The sequence below is a fragment of the Burkholderia sp. Bp9142 genome (genome assembly GCF_003853415.1).
In the GTDB taxonomy this organism is placed as follows: Bacteria; Pseudomonadota; Gammaproteobacteria; order Burkholderiales; family Burkholderiaceae; genus Burkholderia.
In genome coordinates this window covers 105,341-123,344 of sequence record NZ_QTPP01000022.1, presented here as the reverse complement: position 1 = coordinate 123,344, position 18,004 = coordinate 105,341, and the positions used below count along the sequence as shown (strand labels likewise).

At 67.0% G+C, this 18,004-nt stretch carries 16 protein-coding genes; 4 read left to right on the top strand and 12 right to left on the bottom strand.

Annotated features, from left to right (window positions below):
• Window positions 1-198: hypothetical protein (locus DIE22_RS38515; RefSeq protein ID WP_221622389.1), on the top strand; the 198-nt coding region annotated here is incomplete at its 5' end.
• Here the strand turns inward: DIE22_RS38515 and phaC are convergent.
• Window positions 177-2,051, bottom strand: coding sequence for a class I poly(R)-hydroxyalkanoic acid synthase (gene phaC / locus DIE22_RS23465; protein ID WP_124606190.1), 1,875 nt, complete (start codon window positions 2,049-2,051; stop codon window positions 177-179). The two genes, DIE22_RS38515 and phaC, sit on opposite strands and share 22 nt — an antisense overlap.
• A 21-nt stretch (window positions 2,052-2,072) precedes the next feature.
• On the opposite strand from phaC, the gene DIE22_RS23460 reads away from it, so the two are divergent.
• Window positions 2,073-2,300 carry a hypothetical protein gene (locus DIE22_RS23460; RefSeq protein WP_124498566.1) on the top strand — a complete coding sequence of 76 codons (228 nt, stop codon included), beginning with the start codon at window positions 2,073-2,075 and terminating at the stop codon, window positions 2,298-2,300.
• Window positions 2,301-2,418: 118 nt separating this feature from the next.
• Here DIE22_RS23460 and pgeF read toward each other — a convergent pair whose 3' ends face one another.
• Both pgeF and DIE22_RS23450 read right to left on the bottom strand, forming a co-directional pair.
• A complete protein-coding gene (pgeF, locus tag DIE22_RS23455; protein ID WP_124606189.1) occupies window positions 2,419-3,261 on the bottom strand; it encodes a peptidoglycan editing factor PgeF in 843 nt (280 codons plus the stop codon).
• Window positions 3,262-3,267: 6 nt separating this feature from the next.
• A complete protein-coding gene (locus tag DIE22_RS23450) occupies window positions 3,268-4,488 on the bottom strand; it encodes an RluA family pseudouridine synthase (protein WP_124498568.1) in 1,221 nt (406 codons plus the stop codon).
• Window positions 4,489-4,529: 41 nt separating this feature from the next.
• On the opposite strand from DIE22_RS23450, the gene DIE22_RS23445 reads away from it, so the two are divergent.
• A complete protein-coding gene (locus DIE22_RS23445) occupies window positions 4,530-5,354 on the top strand; it encodes an outer membrane protein assembly factor BamD (protein WP_124498569.1) in 825 nt (274 codons plus the stop codon).
• Window positions 5,355-5,435: 81 nt separating this feature from the next.
• On the opposite strand, the gene DIE22_RS23440 is transcribed toward DIE22_RS23445, so the two are convergent.
• From DIE22_RS23440 to DIE22_RS23430, 3 genes are all read right to left on the bottom strand, one after another.
• Complete coding sequence (locus DIE22_RS23440; protein WP_124606188.1) at window positions 5,436-7,679, bottom strand: ATP-dependent DNA helicase; 2,244 nt, start codon at window positions 7,677-7,679, stop codon at window positions 5,436-5,438.
• A 55-nt stretch (window positions 7,680-7,734) separates the two neighbouring features.
• Window positions 7,735-7,950: a YdcH family protein gene (locus tag DIE22_RS23435; RefSeq protein ID WP_006755091.1), complete on the bottom strand. Its 216-nt coding sequence runs from the start codon at window positions 7,948-7,950 to the stop codon at window positions 7,735-7,737.
• 77 nt (window positions 7,951-8,027) lie between these two features.
• Window positions 8,028-8,771 carry a hypothetical protein gene (locus DIE22_RS23430; RefSeq protein ID WP_124606187.1) on the bottom strand — a complete coding sequence of 248 codons (744 nt, stop codon included), beginning with the start codon at window positions 8,769-8,771 and terminating at the stop codon, window positions 8,028-8,030.
• A gap of 158 nt (window positions 8,772-8,929) precedes the next feature.
• Between DIE22_RS23430 and DIE22_RS23425 the strand changes: the two genes are divergently transcribed.
• On the top strand, window positions 8,930-11,254 hold the full coding sequence (locus DIE22_RS23425) for a Tex family protein (protein WP_124606186.1): 2,325 nt from the start codon (window positions 8,930-8,932) through the stop codon (window positions 11,252-11,254).
• Window positions 11,255-11,372: 118 nt separating this feature from the next.
• On the opposite strand, the gene DIE22_RS23420 is transcribed toward DIE22_RS23425, so the two are convergent.
• The 6 genes from DIE22_RS23420 to hflC form a co-directional block, all read right to left on the bottom strand.
• Window positions 11,373-13,286 carry a potassium transporter Kup gene (locus DIE22_RS23420; protein WP_124606185.1) on the bottom strand — a complete coding sequence of 638 codons (1,914 nt, stop codon included), beginning with the start codon at window positions 13,284-13,286 and terminating at the stop codon, window positions 11,373-11,375.
• Between the two features lie 276 nt (window positions 13,287-13,562).
• Complete coding sequence (locus DIE22_RS23410; RefSeq protein WP_185640670.1) at window positions 13,563-14,159, bottom strand: phosphoribosyltransferase; 597 nt, start codon at window positions 14,157-14,159, stop codon at window positions 13,563-13,565.
• A gap of 8 nt (window positions 14,160-14,167) precedes the next feature.
• A complete protein-coding gene (locus DIE22_RS23405; RefSeq protein ID WP_044848883.1) occupies window positions 14,168-15,514 on the bottom strand; it encodes an adenylosuccinate synthase in 1,347 nt (448 codons plus the stop codon).
• Window positions 15,515-15,627: 113 nt separating this feature from the next.
• Window positions 15,628-16,776, bottom strand: coding sequence for an ATP phosphoribosyltransferase regulatory subunit (locus DIE22_RS23400; protein ID WP_124498575.1), 1,149 nt, complete (start codon window positions 16,774-16,776; stop codon window positions 15,628-15,630).
• Window positions 16,777-16,876: 100 nt separating this feature from the next.
• Window positions 16,877-17,068, bottom strand: coding sequence for a DUF2065 domain-containing protein (locus DIE22_RS23395; RefSeq protein WP_009687995.1), 192 nt, complete (start codon window positions 17,066-17,068; stop codon window positions 16,877-16,879).
• Window positions 17,069-17,104: 36 nt separating this feature from the next.
• A complete protein-coding gene (hflC, locus tag DIE22_RS23390; RefSeq protein ID WP_124606184.1) occupies window positions 17,105-18,004 on the bottom strand; it encodes a protease modulator HflC in 900 nt (299 codons plus the stop codon).

Below are 18,004 nucleotides of genomic sequence, written 5' to 3'. Positions count from 1 at the left end.
GCCGCGACCTTCGCAAGCGAGCCGCCGAATTTGCCGACCGCGGTCCGCGCGGCCGATACGATCACTACGTCCGTCATTTCCGTTTCCTCCGGGCCCGCACGACACGGCGCATCGCTACCGGCCCTGTTAAAAAAACTGCGGTGCATCGGACAGCGTGCGCCGCTGTCCGGTTTTCGTCAATCGCGCTGCAACACGTAGCGGCCCGGCGCCGGCTCGATCACCGGGAACTGCGCGGACCCGGCCTTGGCGGGCGGCGCCCCCTTGCGGCCGCCGTACTGGTCGAGCCACTCGACCCAGGTCGTCCACCAGCTGCCCGGCTGCTCGGTCGCTACTGCAAACCAGTCGTCCGCGGATTCGGGCAGGTCGCTGTCGTTGACCCAGTAGCTGCGCTTCTTCTTCGCGGGCGGATTGATCACGCCCGCGATGTGGCCCGACGCGCCGAGCACGAACTTCAGCGGGCCCGTCAGGATCGACGTCGACGCATAGGCCGTCTGCCACGGCACGATGTGATCCTCGCGCGAACCGTAGATGAAGGTCGGCACGTCGATGCGCGACAGGTCGACGGATTCGCCGCACACGGTCAGCGCGCCCGGCACGCGGAGCTTGTTCTCGAGATAGGTATTGCGCAGGTACCACGCGTACATCGGACCCGGCAGGCTCGTCGAGTCGCTGTTCCAGTACAGCAGGTCGAACGCGGCAGGCGTGCGGCCCTTCAGGTAGTTGTCGACGACGTAGTTCCACACGAGGTCGTTCGGTCGCAGGAACGAGAACGTGTTCGCGAACTCGACGCCGCGCATCAGGCCCGGCGCCGCGCCGTTCTTGCCGCCGATGGTCTGCTCGCGCATCTGCACGTGCGCCTCGTCGACGAACACGTCGAGGATGCCGGTGTCGGTGAAGTCGAGCATCGCGGTCAGCAGCGTCATCGACGCGGCCGGATGCTCGCCGCGCGCGGCGAGCACCGACAGCGCGGTCGCGAGCATCGTGCCGCCGACGCAGAAGCCGAGCGTGTTGATCTGCTCGCGGCCGCTGACCTGCTGCACGGCGTCGATCGCCGCGAGCAGCCCTTCGTTCATGTAGTCGTCCCATGTCTTGTGCGCGACCGACGCATCGGCGTTGCGCCACGACACGAGAAACACCTGATGGCCGTTCGACAGCGCATGCGCGACGAGCGAATTCTCGGGCTGCAGGTCGAGGATGTAGAACTTGTTGATGCACGGCGGCACGATCAGGAGCGGCCGCTCGAACACCTTGTCGGTCTTCGGCGTGTACTGGATCAGCTGGATCAGATCGTTCTCGTAGACGACCGCGCCTTCGGTACACCCGAGGTTCTTGCCGACCACGAACTGCGATTCGTCGGTCTGCGAAATCTTGCCGCGCTGCATGTCGCCGAGCAGGTTCATCATCCCCTGCCGCAGGCTTTCGCCCTGCGTCTCGAGGATCGATTTCTGGGCATCGGGATTGAGCGCGAGGAAGTTGCTCGGCGCAGCGGCGGCCGTCCATTGCTGGACGGAGAAACGGATGCGTTCGCGCGTCTTCGGATCCGTCTCGAGCGCGTCGGCCAGTTCCTGCAGGTAGCGCGCGTTGAGCAGATACCACGCAGCCGCGAATGCATGCGCGGGCGATGCCTTCCACGCATCGGCGCTGAAGCGGCGGTCCTTCAGCTCAGGCGACTCGAGCTTCGCGGCAGCGGCCTGCTGCATCAGCGTCATGCAGTCGCGCGCATAGTCGGCCTGCAGCTTCTGGAGCCGTTCGGGCGGGATCGCGGCAACCGGCAGCTTCAGCCCCGCGAATGGCGATGCCAGGCCGCCGAGGCTGCCCAGATCGGGCATCGACGGCATCTGGAACGGAACCGATGTCGGGAACTGGAATGCGGCGAAGGGATTCGCGGTGGTCGCCGCCGTGGCGGCACGCGCGGGATCGGCGAAACCGCGCCAGGCGTTCAGCCATGCCTCGAACATCTGCTGCATCGGCTGGGCAGCCTGGCCGAATCCGGTGCTGCCTGCGGAAGTGCCCGCCTGAGCGGACGTCGACGAATTTTTCGATACTGTCATTACCTGCCTTACCGGTGATTCGTGAGCGTCAATCGTGAAATCCTGCTCGCGCGCGGCGTGCCGGTTGCGAGCCGGGCCGTCATGCTCTGGAGAGGCGTCTCCAGATTCTGCCGCAGTGCGGTATTTTTATCATTATCGTTTTCCCCATGTGAAGCGCTGCGTCAAACCACTGAACATTTCTGCCCGGAGATAATCCTCGCGCAACAGGCGGGACAAGGCTTCCGGCAAAACATAAAACATTTTGATTGACTTGACTTCGCGATTATCCATTCGGTTGCCCATGCAACGCCGCATTGCCGCGTCAATATCGAGATAACCTGATTTCGCAGCGCAACAGACCGCGCGCGCCGACGCGCGCGGTCAGCCGTCAATCGGCTAGCCAGATCGCCGCCGCCATGCGGCCGGTCACGCGGTCGCGCCGGTACGAATAGAAGCGCGCGTGTTCGGTGACCGTGCAGACGGTCCCGCCGCTCACATGTGCCACGCCTGCGCGCGCGAGGCGCAGGCGCGCGAGCGCATAGAGGTCGGCCAGGAACTTGCCGGGCGCGCCGTCCATCGCGACGAACGCCTGCCGCGTCTCATCATGCTCCGACTGCGCAGCCGTGTCGAGAAACGCCTCGCGCACGTCGGCGCCGACTTCGAACGCCCGCGGCCCGATCGCGGGCCCGAGGTACGCATGGAGTTCATCCGTCGCGCCGCCGGCAAGCGCCGCGACACGGGCCGCGGTCTGCTCGACGATGCCGGCCGCGAGCCCGCGCCAGCCTGCGTGCGCGGCGCCCACCGCCCGGCCCTGCGCGTCGCACAGCAGCACCGGCAGGCAATCCGCGACCATCACGACGCAGACCGCGTCCGCACGGTCCGTCACGCTCGCGTCGGCCTGCACGGGCGCCGCCGCGGCACCCGGCGCGGCCTCGATCACCTCGTCCGCGCGCACGATCCGCGCGCCGTGAACCTGCTCGAGCCACGCCGCGCGCGACTGGCCTGCCAGCGCGAGCAAGCGCGCGCGATTCTCGGCGACATGGCCGGGATCGTCACCGGTATGCAGGCCGAGATTCATCCCGCCCGGCAACGCCGCGCCGGCCTGCCAGCGCCCGTACGGGCCTTCGCTCACGCCACCGTCGCGCGTCGTGACCAGCGCGCGCACACGCGGCGACACCTGCCAGTCGGGCTGCACACAGTCCTGCCACGTCAACGGCGCCAGGTTCGTCATCGGCACTCACTCCTCCTCATCGTCGTAATCCTCGTCGTGATCCTCGCCGTGCTCGCGATATTCGCCGGCGAAGTCGTCATCCTCGTAGATGCCGTCTTCATCGTCGAATTCCTCGTCGCCCTGCCCGAAGCCGAGCGCCGCGACGAGCGCGGTCATGTCGTCCGGCAACGGGCAGCGCCACTGCATCGTCTTGCCCGTGACCGGATGCACGAGGCCGAGCCGCCATGCGTGCAGCGCCTGCCGCGCGAACCCGTCCGGCAGCGGCGCGACCGAGCGCTTGCCGCGCGCGCGCCCGTACACCGGGTCGCCGAGCAGCGGATGCCCGACATGCGAGCAGTGCACGCGGATCTGGTGCGTGCGGCCGGTTTCGAGGTCGCACTGGATCGCGGACACCGGCTGACGTTGCCACATGCATGTGTCAACCGTGCGGAAATGCGTGCGCGCGGGCTTGCCCGACGCGCCGGTGACGACGGCCATGCGCGTGCGCTCGCGCGGATCGCGGCCGATCGGCGCGTCGATCGTGCCGTCTTCGGGCATCGTGCCCCAGACGAGCGCGAAATAGCGGCGCTTCACCGTGCGCGCCTGCAGCTGGCGCACGAGGTCGGTCTGCGCGGCAAGCGTGCGCGCGACCACCATCAGGCCGGACGTTTCCTTGTCGAGCCGGTGCACGATCCCGGCACGCGGCAGGCCGGCCGCCGCGTCGCCGTAGCGGTGCAGCAGCCCGTTGAGGATCGTGCCGCTCCAGTTGCCGGCCGCCGGGTGGACGACCACGCCGGCCGGCTTGTTGATGACGACGAGCGCGTCGTCCTCGTAGATCACGTCGAGCGGCACCGGCTCCGGCGTGAACGCCAGCTGCTCCGGCAGCAGGTCGGGCACGAGCTCGATCCTTGCGCCGAGCGGCACCGGCTGGCGGATCTTCGCCGGCGCGCCGTCGACCAGCACGCGCTGCGCCTCGATCCAGCTTTGCAGGCGGCTGCGGGAGAATTCGGGGAACAGCTGGGCAAGCGCCTTGTCGAGGCGTTCGCCCGCGAGCGACAGCGGCACTTCGACGACGCGCGGCGCCTCATCGGCGGCCGCGGACGGCACGACAGGCGGCTGCATCGCGCCTGCAGCCAGATCGTCATCGGGGGAATCCCCCGACGCAGCGTCGGCGAGCCGATCGCTTGGGCTATAATCTTCGCGATTTGACTTGCCCCGCGGGGCATTCTGCGAACTTGAACGGGTCATTTAGACTGGGTCACCGAGACTTGAAGCTAGGACATGCGAGCATGATGAATTCGACCAAACGTACGGCCAAAACCGTCGCCGCCCGAGCTGCGGTGGTAGCGGCCGCGGCCCTCATCGCCGGCTGCCACGGCTTGCCGCAGAAGCAGGACGAGACGGCTACCTGGTCGAACAACAAATTATACTCAGAGGCCCAGGACGCACTGTCCGGCGGCGACTGGGGCAAGTGCGCGAAATATTTCGAATCGCTGCAAGGCCGCGATCCGTTCGGCCATTTCGCGCAACAGGCGCAGATCAACGTCGCGTACTGCAACTGGAAGGACAACGAAGCGGCAGCCGCCGACCAGGCCGTCGACCGCTTCATCCAGCTCCACCCGGATCACCCGGATATCCCGTACGCGTACTACCTGAAGGGGATGATCCACTTCAACGACGATCTCGGCCTGTTCGGGCGCTTCTCCGGCCAGGACATGAGCGAGCGCGATCCGCAGGCACTGCGCGAATCGTACGATGCGTTCAAGGTCGTCGTCGACCGCTTCCCGAAGAGCAAGTACGCGCCGGACGCCGCAGCGCGGATGCGCTACATCGTCAACGCGCTCGCCTCGCACGAAGTGCACGCGGCCGACTACTACTATCGGCGCGGCGCCTATGTCGCGGCAATCAACCGCGCGCAGCTCGCGATCAAGGACTACAAGGGCGCGCCGGCGATCGAGGACGCGCTGCACATCATGATCCTGTCTTACGGCAAGCTGAACCAGCCGCAACTCGCGGAAGACACCAAGCGCGTGCTCGCGGGGACCTTCCCGGACAGCCCGTACATCACCGGCCACTCGCGCCCCGGCACGAAGAAGTCCTGGTGGCAGTTCTGAGCGACGCCTGCTGCACAATAAAAAACCCGGTCATCGAGCCGGGTTTTTTATTGGCGCCACCCGTAACGGGCGGCGGTGCGTTTACGCGCGTTTTTCCGCGCGATGCTCGTCGAAGAAGTCCTGCACGACCGCGATCTCGCGGGTGCGCTTGAACGGCGGCAGGCTCTGCCAGATGCGGCGACCGTACGGCTTGTCGACGAGCCGCGTGTCGCAGATCATCAGCACGCCGCGATCCGTCTCCGCACGAATCAGGCGGCCCGCGCCCTGCTTCAGCGTGATCACGGCCTGCGGCAGCTGGTGAACCGCGAACGGGCTCAAGCCCTTCCTGGTCAGCGCATCGAGTCGCGCGGCCAGCACCGGATCGTCGGGCGGCGCGAACGGCAGCTTGTCGATCACGACGAGCGACAGCGCGTCGCCGCGCACGTCGACACCTTCCCAGAAGCTCTGGCTGCCGACGAGGATCGCATTGCCGTACGAACGGAAACGATCGAGCAACTCGGTACGGCTGGCATCGCCCTGCACCAGCAGCGGCATGTTCCAGCCGCGCGACTCGATCACGTCGCGCAGCTTCGACGCGATCCGGTCGACCGCGCGCAGCGTCGTGCACAACATGAAGACGCCGCCGCCCGACGCCTCGATCGCCGGCAGCGCGGCGTCGAACACCGCGTCGGTAAACGCCGGCGACGACGGCTGCGGCAGGTTGCGCGGCACGTACAGCAGGCCCTGCGTCTGATAGTCGAACGGGCTCGCGAGCGTCATCGAGCGACGCGAGCTGAGACCCATCTGGGCCGCGTAATGCGTGAAGTCGCCGCGTACCGACAGCGTCGCCGACGTGAAGACCCACGCGCGCGGCACACCCGCGCGCTGCTTCGCGAAAATCGGCGCGACCGACAGCGGCGTCTCGTGCAGCTGCACGGTATGTGCGAACACTTCGACCCAGCGCACCTTCTCGTTCGGGTCGTCGGCAGCCGCCTTGCCGCCGGCTGCCGCGGCATCGGCCTTCTCGGCCGCTTGCGCCGCACCGGGCGCGACCCAGCCCGCGAGCAGGTCCTGCAGTTCGCGCGCGCGCCGCAGGCACGCGCCGAGCGATTCCGCCCGCTCGGCCTGGCTCGCGAGCGCCGATGCGAGCGCATCCAGCGCCGCCTCGAGCGCGTCGAGCGCACCGAACATCGGGTGATCGTCGCCCAGTTGCGCAAGCGACATGCGCACGATCTGATCGTTCGCGAACGCGAGGCGCAGGTCGCGCGCCGCACGCTCGAGATCACCGCCGAGCTTCACCCACTCGACCGCATCGCGCGCATGGCTCAGGCCTTCGGCGACCGTGTCGCGCGCGAGTTCGAGGATCTGCGTGGTCGACAGCGTCTCGCCGAAGAACAGCGTGGCCGTCTCCGGCAACTGGTGTGCTTCGTCGAAGACCACCGTGTTCGCGTTCGGCAGCAGTTCGGCCATCCCGGTGTCGCGCAGCATGATGTCCGCGAAGAACAGGTGATGGTTGACGACGACGATGTCGGCCTGCTGTGCCTCGCGCCGCGCCTGCATCACGAAGCATTCCTTGTAATGCGGGCACTCCTGGCCGAGGCAGTTGTCGCGCGTCGACGTGACCATCGACCACACCGGCGCCGTCTCCGGCACGCTCGCGAGCTCGGCCTTGTCGCCGCTCTTCGTGATCTTCGCGAACCGGACGATTTCCTGCAGGTATGCGGTGTCCTGTCGCGACGGCAGGCGGCCGTTGTCGGCCGTGCGCTGCAGGTAGTAATGGCACAGATAGTTCGAGCGGCCCTTGAGCATCGCGACCGTCACCGGCACCGCGAGCGCGTTGCGCACGGTCGGGATGTCGCGCTGGAACAGCTGGTCCTGCAGGTGCTTCGTGCCGGTCGACACGATCACCTTGCCGCCCCACAGCATCGCGGGCACCAGGTACGCATAGGTCTTGCCGGTGCCGGTGCCGGCCTCGACGATCAGCGTGTTGTCGCCGGCGTCGCTGTCGGTATCGGCCGCCGCGCCGTCCGCGGCGGACTCGGCCGCCTTGTCGCCTTCGCCCAGACGGCGCGCCGGCCGCTTGCGGGTTTCGAAGATTTCCGGCTCGGGCATCCGGCGCGCGGACGCCTCCATCGCCGACGCGACCGCGCGCGCCATCTCGATCTGCGACTGACGCGGGTGATAGCCGTCGAGCGCGCGCGCAAGCAGCCCGCCTTCACCGAAGATCGTGTCGAGTTCGTCGACGCGCTTGCGGCTCAGCTCGAAGGTGCCTTCGGGCGCACGAACGCGCCCGGCGGACGACGCGTCACGCCGGGCATCGGGATTGGCTTCAAGCGGTGAATTCAAGGCAAGCGTTCCTGTGTCCAGCGCCCGAGCGGCGCCGGCGCTTGCCAGGCCGCGCTCAGGCGCGCTTATCCGGTTCCAGCTGCGATTGCAGCAAAATGATTTTGTCCTTGGCCGCCAGCTTTTCCTTCTTCAGCCGGTGCAGCGTGATGTCGTCGATGTCGGAGTGTCCTTCCTTCAGCTCGATCTCCCGAGCGAGCTGCTGGTGCTGCTCCTGCAATGCGGCCAAACGGTTGTGCAATTCCTGCTGCTGTTCCGTGGGACGGTTTTGCATATGCGCCTCCTCATCGAAGCAGCGCGCCGACTGGCGTGCCGGCACGCACGAGACTGACTCCGGATCAATCCAACACGTTACTGCCCCTGCTGCTTGGCCTTCTCGGCCGCTTCCTGCTGACGCCGCTCGACATCGGCCTTGTGCTGGGCGGCTTCCTTCTGCTTCTGCTCGTAGCGCGCGGCGTTGTCCGAGCGCTCCTGCGCCTTCTGCGCGGCCTGCTGGTGCGCCTGGTCGAGCTTGCGCTGGAAGTCTGCCTGCTTCTGGCCGTATGCCTGCTTGTTCGCGGCACGCTGCGGCCCTTCCGCGCCGCGCTGCGCTTGCTTCAGTGCATTCTGCTCCTGCTTGTCGCGGAACGCAGCCGCGTTCGCCGCGTCGTTCGCCGCGCGCTGCGGCGCTTCCGCCGCATTCTGCGCCTGCTTCAGCGCCTGCTGCTGGTCGCGCTGCTGCGCCCGCACCGCGCGCTGTTCGTCGTCGAGCGCGAGCTGCTCCTGACGGATGCTTGCCCGCTCCTCGCGCATCCGGTCGCGCGCCTTGCCGAGACAGTGATTGACGAAGAACTTGCTGTAGCAATCGTGCTCCGCCACGGCATAACGATAATCGTTTTCCGCGGAACGTTGATTGAGCACTTTTTGACGGGCGTCAAAATCCTGCGTGACGGAGGCCGCGACGGGCACGGCGGCGGCGGCATCCGGCGCGGCTGCGCCCGATGCCTGTGCGTACGCGGCGGTGGACCCGGCGGACAAAGCCGCGACAAGCGCTGCGCCGAGCGCGACGAGAGAAATGCGGGAAGTTGGCAACGTCGTAGGAAAGCTGCGGGACATGTGTCAAATTCTATCACCCCCGGCTGGACGCTCCGCCATTTATGGCAAAATGCCCCGCTTCACTCACCCGCGGCATCTGGTCCGGCGGGCCCGTCTCGCAGCCCGCCGCGCGGTCTGCCGGCCCGCGCCGCGATTTCAGCAGGCAGATCATCCACGACATGACGGAAACCGTAGCACTCAAGATCGTACAGCGCATCGCCACCGAACTGTCCGTCCAGCCGCGCCAGGTCGCGGCGGCAGTGCAACTCCTCGACGAAGGCTCGACCGTTCCGTTCATTGCCCGGTACCGCAAGGAAGTGACCGGCAACCTGGACGACACGCAGCTGCGCCAGCTCGAGGAACGCCTCCTGTATCTGCGCGAACTCGAGGATCGACGCGCGGCGATCCTGTCGAGCATCGACGAACAGGGCAAGCTGACCGACGAACTGCGCGCCGCGATCGACGCGGCCGACAGCAAGCAGGTGCTCGAAGACCTTTATCTGCCGTACAAGCCGAAGCGCCGCACGCGCGCGCAGATCGCCCGCGAAGCCGGCCTCGAGCCGCTCGCGCAGGCGCTGCTCGCGAATCCACTGCTCGACCCGCAGACGGAAGCCGCCGCGTACGTCGATGCCGACAAGGGCGTCGCCGACGTGAAGGCCGCGCTCGACGGCGCCCGCGACATCCTGTCCGAACAGTTCGGCGAAACGGCCGAACTGCTCGGCAAGCTGCGCGACTACCTGCACAGCCAGGGCGTCGTGTCGTCGGCCGTCGTCGAAGGCAAGGAAAACGAGGAAGGCGAGAAGTTCCGCGACTACTACGACTACGCAGAGACGATCCGGACCGTGCCGTCGCACCGCGCGCTCGCGCTGTTCCGCGGCCGCAACGCCGGTGTGCTGACCGTCAAGCTCGGCCTCGGCGAGGAACTCGACGCGCAGGTCCCGCATCCCGGCGAAGCGATGATCGCGCGCCATTTCGGGATCGCGAACCAGAGCCGCCCGGCCGACAAGTGGCTGTCCGACGTGTGCCGCTGGTGCTGGCGCGTGAAGGTGCAGCCGCACATCGAGAACGAACTGCTCACGCAGCTGCGCGAAACGGCGGAAGCCGAAGCGATCCGCGTGTTCGCGCGCAACCTGAAGGACCTGCTGCTGGCCGCGCCGGCCGGCCCGAAGGCCGTGATCGGTCTCGACCCCGGCCTGCGCACGGGCGTGAAGGTCGCCGTGGTCGACCGCACCGGCAAGCTGCTCGCGACCGACACGATCTACCCGCACGAGCCGCGCCGCGACTGGGACGGCTCGCTCGCGAAGCTCGCGCGCATCGCCGCGCAGACGCAGGCCGAGCTGATCAGCATCGGCAACGGCACCGCGTCCCGTGAAACCGACAAGCTCGCGAGCGAGCTGATCTCGAAGCATCCCGAACTGCGGCTGCAGAAGATCGTCGTGTCGGAAGCCGGCGCGTCGGTCTACTCGGCGTCCGAGCTGGCCGCGAAGGAATTCCCGGAACTCGACGTGTCGCTGCGCGGCGCCGTGTCGATCGCCCGCCGCCTGCAGGACCCGCTCGCCGAGCTCGTGAAGATCGAGCCGAAGGCGATCGGCGTCGGCCAGTACCAGCACGACGTGAACCAGCGCGAACTCGCCCGCTCGCTCGACGCGGTCGTCGAGGATTGCGTGAACGCGGTCGGCGTCGACGCGAATACCGCGTCGGTCGCGCTGCTCGCGCGCGTGTCGGGCCTGAATGCCACGCTCGCGCGCAACATCGTCGACTACCGCGACGCGAACGGGCCGTTCCCGTCGCGCGACCAACTGCGCAAGGTGCCGCGCCTCGGCGACAAGACCTTCGAACAGGCCGCCGGCTTCCTGCGCATCAACGGCGGCGAAAATCCGCTCGACCGCTCGTCGGTCCACCCGGAAGCCTATCCGGTCGTCGAACGGATCCTCGCGAAGATCAGCAAGCGGATCGACGACGTGCTCGGCAGCCGCGACGCGCTGTCCGGCCTGTCGCCGGCGGAATTTGTTGACGAACGTTTCGGCCTGCCGACCGTGCGCGACATCCTGTCCGAACTCGAAAAACCGGGTCGCGACCCGCGCCCCGAGTTCAAGACCGCCACGTTCCGCGACGGCGTCGAGAAGGTGTCCGACCTGATGCCGGGCATGCTGCTCGAAGGGGTCGTGACGAACGTCGCGGCATTCGGCGCGTTCGTGGATGTCGGTGTGCACCAGGACGGCCTCGTCCACGTGTCCGCGATGTCGACGAAGTTCATCAAGGATCCGCACGAAGTCGTGAAGGCCGGCCAGGTCGTCAAGGTCAAGGTGCTCGACGTCGACGTGAAGCGCCAGCGCATTTCGCTGACGATGCGCCTCGACGACGAAGCGGCTGCGCCCGGCATGGCGCCGCGCGGCGGCCAGGATCGCGGCAATGCCGGCCGCGGCGCGGCCCGCCCGCAGCGTTCGCGCGAGCCGGAACCGGCCGGCGCGATGGCTGCGGCGTTCGCGAAGCTGAAGCGCTGAGCACGCGAAGACTGTCGACGAACGTCAAAAAGCCCGCCGAAAGTGCGGGCTTTTTCATGGCTTCGGCGAACGCGCTGCCGAATGGGCATGGGCCGCATCCGCGGCCCGCGCGCGCCGGTCAGATCTCGATCTTGGTGCCGAGTTCGACGACGCGGTTCGCCGGGATCGAGAAGAAGTCGGTCGGCTTCGCCGCGTTCTGATGCATCCACGCGAACACGCGTTCGCGCCAGATCGACATGCCGGGCAGATGCGTCGGCACGACCGTTTCGCGCGCGAGGAAGAACGACGTGTCCATCAACTCGAACGTCATGTCGTGCGTACGGCCGAATTCCTCGAGCACGGCCTTCACGTCCGGCGTCTCGTTGAAGCCGTACTCGGCCTTGACGATGTACAGTCCGCCGCCCGCATCGCGCGCACTCAGGCGCTTGTCGTCGCGCACGTACGGAATGTCGCGCGTGACGAACGTCAGGAACAGGGTCCGCTCGTGCAGCACCTTGTTGTGCTTCAGGTTGTGCAGCAGGCTGACGGGCACGAGCTTGTCGTTGCCGGTCAGGTAGATCGCGGTGCCCGACACGCGGTGCGGCGGATGCGCGAGCAGCCCCTGCAGGAATGGCTCGAGCGGGATACCGTCGGCGGCCGTGCGTTCCTTGACGATGTGGCGGCCCTTGTACCAGGTCATCAGCAGGAAGAACAGCAGCGCGCCGATCCCGAGCGGCAGCCAGCCGCCCTGCGCGACCTTCAGCAGGTTCGCGCCGAAGAAGCCGAGGTCGATCGCGAGGAACACCGCGATGATCGCGCCAACCAGCAGCCGGTTCCAGTTCCACACCTTCACCATCACGACCGCCGCGAGCACGGTCGTGATCACCATCGTCGCCGTCACCGCGATGCCGTACGCGGCCGCGAGGTTGTCGGAGCTCTTGAAGCCGATCACGATGCAAAGGATCACGAACAGCAGCAGCCAGTTCACGACCGGCACGTAGATCTGGCCGATCGCCAGTTCGGATGTGTGCAGCACCTTCATGCGCGGCACGTAGCCGAGCTGGATCGCCTGCGACGTCAGCGAATACGCGCCCGAGATCACGGCCTGCGAAGCGATCACGGTCGCGACCGTCGACAGCACGACGAGCGGCAGCAGCCCCCAGTCCGGTGCGAGCAGGAAGAACGGGTTTTCGATCGCCTTCGGGTTCTGGATCAGCAGCGCGCCCTGGCCGAAGTAGTTCAGCACGAGCGACGGCATCACGAGCCCGTACGCGGCGAAGCGGATCGGCTTCGCACCGAAGTGCCCCATGTCCGCATAGAGCGCCTCCGCGCCGGTCAGCACCAGCACGACAGAGCCGAGCACGACATACGCCTGCAGCAGGTGATCTGCCATGAACGACGCCGCGTAGTACGGATTGATTGCCGCGATGATGCCCGGCACACGCATGATGTGGTACACGCCGAGTGCCGCGATCACGATGAACCACAGCACCATGATCGGACCGAACAGCTTGCCGACCGTCGCGGTGCCGTGGCGCTGGATCCAGAACAGCGCGATCAGGATCACGATCGTGATCGGCAGCACGAGATGGGACAGGTGCGGCGTCGCGATCTCGAGACCTTCGACCGCCGACATCACCGAGATCGCCGGCGTGATCACCGCGTCGCCGTAGAACATGCAGGCGCCGAAGATGCCGAACGCCATCAGCGCGCCCGTCACGCGGGATTTCGAGTTGAGCGGCCGCAGCGACAGCGCCATCAGGGCAAGCACACCGCCCTCGCCGTTGTTGTCCGCCCGCATCACGAACAGCAGGTACTTGACGCCGACCACCAGGATGATCGCCCAGAACAGCAGCGAGATCACGCCGAGAATCGAGCTTTCGGTCAGCGGAATGCCGTGGGCGGGGCTGAACGCCTCTTTGAGCGCGTAAAGCGGGCTCGTGCCGATGTCGCCGAATACGACGCCGATGGCCGCTATCGCGAGCGCCTGCATCGAATGTTGGTGCGTCGAATGCGCGTGGGCTGCGTCGGTCGCCTGGGTCGTGTCGTTCATATGAAACGTAATAATCGGGTCCGGAGTCGGACAAAACGAGCGCTATTCTACTCGCGCCCCCCTGAAACACCGTCCTGCCCTGTTGCCCTGAAGCCACGTGATCCACGCCGCGCATGCAATCCTGCGCAAGCTGTGGCAGGGCTGCCATCATAGCCGGGGCCACGCCGTCTGCCTACCGTGCATGCCGGCCGCCGTGCCCGCCGGTCCGCCGCACCCCAAAAAAAAAAGGCGCCGCGAGCGGCGCCGTACAAGGCTTTCCATCGATCGGCCGGCCGCTTACGCGCCCGAACCGTCGCGCTGCGCGCGACCGCGCTTGATCCAGGCCGCGAGATTGTGCGGACGAACGGTGTCCCACTCTTCGAACGGCTGATGAATCCACGGATTCGTCGGCAGATACTGCGTGTGGTAGTCGGGCTTGACCTTCGAGCACCCCTTGTACCAGAGCACTGCCGAACGCACTGCCGTAACGGACGGATAGCGCTCCTTCAGGTGCTCCTGCACGCGCGCGAGCGTAACGCCCGAATCGACGAGATCGTCGACCAGCAGCACGTTGCCCGCGAGGTGGCCGCGCGTCATCGTGATGTACTGCGCGATGTCGAGCGCGCCCTGCTCGGTGCCGGCCGCTTCGCGGTACGAGCTCGTCGCAAGGATCGCGAGCGGCACGTCATAGATGCGCGACAGCTGGTCGCCGACGCGCAGACCGCCGCGCGCGAGGCACAGGATCTGGTCGAACTTCCAGCCCGATTCATGCACCTGGAGCGCGAGCAGCTCGATCAGACGATGGTATTCGTCCCAGCCTACCCACAGGTTCTTGTCGTCGTTGCGCGGATCGGTCATCAAGTCTGCCGCCGTCATCGTGATTTGCTGCGTCATGCTGACAATTACACCTTGAACGGATGGCGGAGCAGGATCGTTTCGTCGCGATCCGGACCCGTCGAAACCATGTCGACCGGCACGCCGGCCACTTCCTGGACACGGGTCAGGTATGCCTGTGCATTCGCCGGCAACGCGTCCCACGTCTTGATGCCGACGGTGCTTTCCTTCCAGCCGGCGAAGGTTTCGTACACGGGCTCGCAACGCGCAACGTCGGCCGCGCCGCGCGGCAGGATGTCCACGTCCTTGCCGTCGATCTTGTAGCCGACGCACAGCTTGACTTCGTCGAGGCCGTCAAGCACGTCGAGCTTCGTCATGCACAGGCCCGACACGCCGTTGATCTGGATCGAGCGGCGCAGTGCCGCTGCGTCGAGCCAGCCGGTGCGGCGCGGACGGCCGGTGACCGAGCCGAATTCCTTGCCGACGTTCGCCAGCGTGACGCCGACCTGGTCCTGGCGCTGCGGGTTGTCCGCGTCATACAGCTCGCTCGGGAACGGGCCCGAGCCGACGCGCGTGCAGTACGCCTTCGTGATGCCGAGAATGTAGTTCAGCTTCTGCGGACCGACGCCGGCGCCGGCCGATGCCGCGCCCGCGACGCAGTTGCTCGACGTGACGAACGGATAGGTGCCGTGGTCGATGTCGAGCAGCGTGCCTTGCGCGCCCTCGAACAGCAGGTTCTGGCCGGCGTTGTTCGCGTCGTACAGGCGGCGCGACACGTCGGCCACCATCGGCTTCAGGCGATCGGCATAGCCAAGCATCGTGTCGAGCGTGGCCTGGAAATCGACGGCCGCGCCACCCAGGTACTGGGTCAGCACGAAGTTGTGGAAATCGAGGTTTTCGCGCAGGCGGTCGGCGAAGGTCTTCGCGTCGAACAGGTCCTGCACGCGCAGCGCGCGGCGGCCGACCTTGTCTTCGTACGCGGGGCCGATGCCGCGGCCGGTCGTACCGATCTTGCCCGCGCCCTTGCGCGCTTCGCGCGCCTGGTCGATCGCGATGTGGTACGGCAGGATCAGCGTCGTGGCTTCGGAAATGAACAGGCGATCGCGCACGTTCACGCCGGCCTCTTCCAGCTCGCCGATTTCCTTGAACAGTGCCTCGGGGGACAGGACGACGCCGTTGCCGATGTAGCAGGCGACGCCTTCACGCATGATGCCCGACGGAATGAGGCGCAAGATGGTTTTCTTGCCGCCGATGATGAGGGTGTGGCCGGCGTTGTGACCGCCCTGGAAACGCACGACGCCCTGAGCGTGGTCCGTCAGCCAGTCGACGATCTTGCCCTTGCCTTCATCACCCCATTGCGTTCCCACGACGACGACATTGCGCCCGGGAGTCACGTTCACTGCGCTGGCAGACATGTTGATTCGTTAGCTGGTTAAAAACGTATTCTACCTAGGTTCGCGGGCGATTCCGAATTTTTCCGTTTCGCTTCAACGATATGCACGCCGAACGACGGCCCGCGAACGCCTGTTTATCGGGGTTCGACCACCCATGCGCCGTTACGCTCGACGAGCGAACGGTCGCAGGCGAATTCGTCGAGCACGTGGTCGTGCCCCGGCAATGCCTGGATCACGACCTCGCCCGCATCGCGCAGCGCCGCAACAGCCGCGCTCAGCGCGTCGTCCTGCGCCCACGGTGCGAGAATCGCGGCGCCGCGCGCCTCGATCGGCGAAATCCGCGCGAGCTCGCGCAGGTCGAGCGAGAAGCCCGTCGCCGGGCGGGCGCGACCGTAGGCCTGGCCTACGTGGTCGTAACGGCCGCCGCGCGCGATCGCGTTCGGCACGCCGTCGATGTACGCCGTGAACATCGCGCCGCTGTGGTACGCATAGCCGCGCAGGTCGGCGAGATCGATCGCCACCTCGACGCCCTTCGCCTGAGACGCGAGCTGCGCGAGATCGTCGAGCGCGCGCGTGATCTCGGGCAGCACCGGCAGGCGTGCGCGCGCCTCGTCGAGCACGCTCGCGTCGCCGTACAGATGCGGCAGCGCACGCAGCGCCGCGCGCGTGTCGGCGCCGAGATCGTCGGTGAGTTCGTTCAGCAGCGGCACGTCCTTGCCCGACAGCGCGTCGTACAGCGCCTCGCCGCGCTCGGCGGCCTGCGCGTCGCGCGCGAGCAGCGCCGCGAGCACGCCCGCGTGGCACAGGTCCAGACGGATTCGCGACAGCCCCGCGAGGTGCAGCGCGTCGAGCATCAGCTGCTGGATCTCGAGGTCGGCTTCCAGCCCGGCGTGCCCGTAGATTTCGGCGCCGATCTGGATCTGTTCGCGCGTCGCGTGCAGGCCGCGCGGACGCGTATGCATCACATGGCCCGCATAGCAGAGGCGCGTGACGCCCTGGCGGTTCAGCAGGTGCGCGTCGATCCGTGCGACCTGCGGCGTGATGTCCGCGCGCAGGCCGAGCGTGCGGCCCGACAGCTGGTCGACCAGCTTGAAGGTGCGCAGGCGCAGATCGGTGCCGCCGCTCGTCAGCAGCGACTCGAGATATTCGAGCAGCGGCGGCATCACCATTTCGTAGCCGTACGAACGGAAGCGGTCGAGCAGCCTGCGGCGCAGCTCCTCGATCTTGCGCGCTTCCGACGGCAGTACGTCGGCGATATTCTCGGGAAGTAACCAGGTCGACATCGGTACGGTCCTACGACGGGAAACAGGGCGCGACGCGCGCGCCGCGAGATGAATCGGAAATCGGAATCGGGCGGAACGAACGGCGGGTGCGCCGTCCTGATCAGGTCGCGAGCAGCAGCAGGACGAGCCCGAGCGCCATCACGATGAGCCCGCCGATCCGGATATGATGCGGCGGCCGCTCCGCTATTCTACGAAACGTGTCGCGCCAGGCGACGGGAAACACGAAGGGGAACGCCCCCTCGATGATCAGCATCAGTGCTACTGCAAGCAACAACGAGCCAGCCAGATCCATGCGAGCGACGGCGCCGCTCGACGCGGCGCCCCAAGGTCAGTGTTTGCGGGGAGCGGGTGCCGCCGTTGCGGCACCGCCCGTCGGGCTGCGCATGAAACGGAAAAACTCGCTGTCGGGATCGACGACGATGATGTCGTTGCGCTTGAAGGTATTCCGGTAAGCCTGCAGGCTCGCGTAGAACTGGTAGAACTGAGGATCGCGGCCGAACGCGTCGGCGGCGATCGACGCGGCCTTCGCGTCGCCCTCGCCCTTGATCGTCTGCGCAGACTTGTACGCATTCATGAGCACCGCCTGCTGTTCGCGTTCCGCATCGGCCTTGATCTGCTCGACATCGGCGGCGCCATCCGCGCGCACCTGTGCGGCCTGGTCGCGCAGCGCGGCAATCATCCGCTGATAGACGGCGTCCGTCTGCGCAGCCGGCAGGTCGACGCGCGTCAACTGCACATCGACCACGTCGACGCCGAAGCCGGATGCCTTCGCACGGGCCGCATCGCGCGCCGCATCGGCTATGTCGCGCTGCCCGCCGAGCGCGTCGTCCAGCGCGCGCTTGCCGAACGCGTCGCCGAGCGCACTCTTCAGCGCGCCTGCCAGACGCTCGGCAGCGGCCGCCGGGTCGCCGCCCGTTGCCGTGAAGTACTTCATCGGATCGCTGATACGGTACTTGACCGCATACGCGACGAGCAGGTCGTGCTTGTCTTCGGTCGCCAGTTGCAGCGGATCCGACGCTTCCAGCGATTGCAGGCGCGTGTCGATCAGCGTCGCCGTCTGGAGCGGCGGCGGCAGCTTGAAATGGATGCCGGGGCCCGCGAGTTCGGGCTGTGCGCCGTCGCGGCCCGACAGCACGGCCGTATGGCGCGGATCGACGGTCAGGACGGTCGACGATGCCGCGAAGGCAACGATCACGATTGCGACGACGAGCGCAATGATTCGGTTCAT

What these genes read in the sequence shown, in the direction of transcription:
- DIE22_RS23450 (WP_124498568.1), bottom strand. Translation starts at nt 4,488, where the DNA reads ATGACCCGTTCAAGTTCGCAGAATGCCCCGCGGGGCAAGTCAAATCGC.
- DIE22_RS23410 (WP_185640670.1), bottom strand. Translation starts at nt 14,159, where the DNA reads ATGACGCAGCAAATCACGATGACGGCGGCAGACTTGATGACCGATCCG.
- phaC (WP_124606190.1), bottom strand. Translation starts at nt 2,051, where the DNA reads ATGACAGTATCGAAAAATTCGTCGACGTCCGCTCAGGCGGGCACTTCC.
- DIE22_RS23445 (WP_124498569.1), top strand. Translation starts at nt 4,530, where the DNA reads ATGATGAATTCGACCAAACGTACGGCCAAAACCGTCGCCGCCCGAGCT.
- DIE22_RS23420 (WP_124606185.1), bottom strand. Translation starts at nt 13,286, where the DNA reads ATGAACGACACGACCCAGGCGACCGACGCAGCCCACGCGCATTCGACG.
- DIE22_RS23435 (WP_006755091.1), bottom strand. Translation starts at nt 7,950, where the DNA reads ATGCAAAACCGTCCCACGGAACAGCAGCAGGAATTGCACAACCGTTTG.
- DIE22_RS23395 (WP_009687995.1), bottom strand. Translation starts at nt 17,068, where the DNA reads ATGGATCTGGCTGGCTCGTTGTTGCTTGCAGTAGCACTGATGCTGATC.
- DIE22_RS23425 (WP_124606186.1), top strand. Translation starts at nt 8,930, where the DNA reads ATGACGGAAACCGTAGCACTCAAGATCGTACAGCGCATCGCCACCGAA.
- DIE22_RS23405 (WP_044848883.1), bottom strand. Translation starts at nt 15,514, where the DNA reads ATGTCTGCCAGCGCAGTGAACGTGACTCCCGGGCGCAATGTCGTCGTC.
- hflC (WP_124606184.1), bottom strand. Translation starts at nt 18,004, where the DNA reads ATGAACCGAATCATTGCGCTCGTCGTCGCAATCGTGATCGTTGCCTTC.
- DIE22_RS23400 (WP_124498575.1), bottom strand. Translation starts at nt 16,776, where the DNA reads ATGTCGACCTGGTTACTTCCCGAGAATATCGCCGACGTACTGCCGTCG.
- pgeF (WP_124606189.1), bottom strand. Translation starts at nt 3,261, where the DNA reads ATGACGAACCTGGCGCCGTTGACGTGGCAGGACTGTGTGCAGCCCGAC.
- DIE22_RS23430 (WP_124606187.1), bottom strand. Translation starts at nt 8,771, where the DNA reads ATGTCCCGCAGCTTTCCTACGACGTTGCCAACTTCCCGCATTTCTCTC.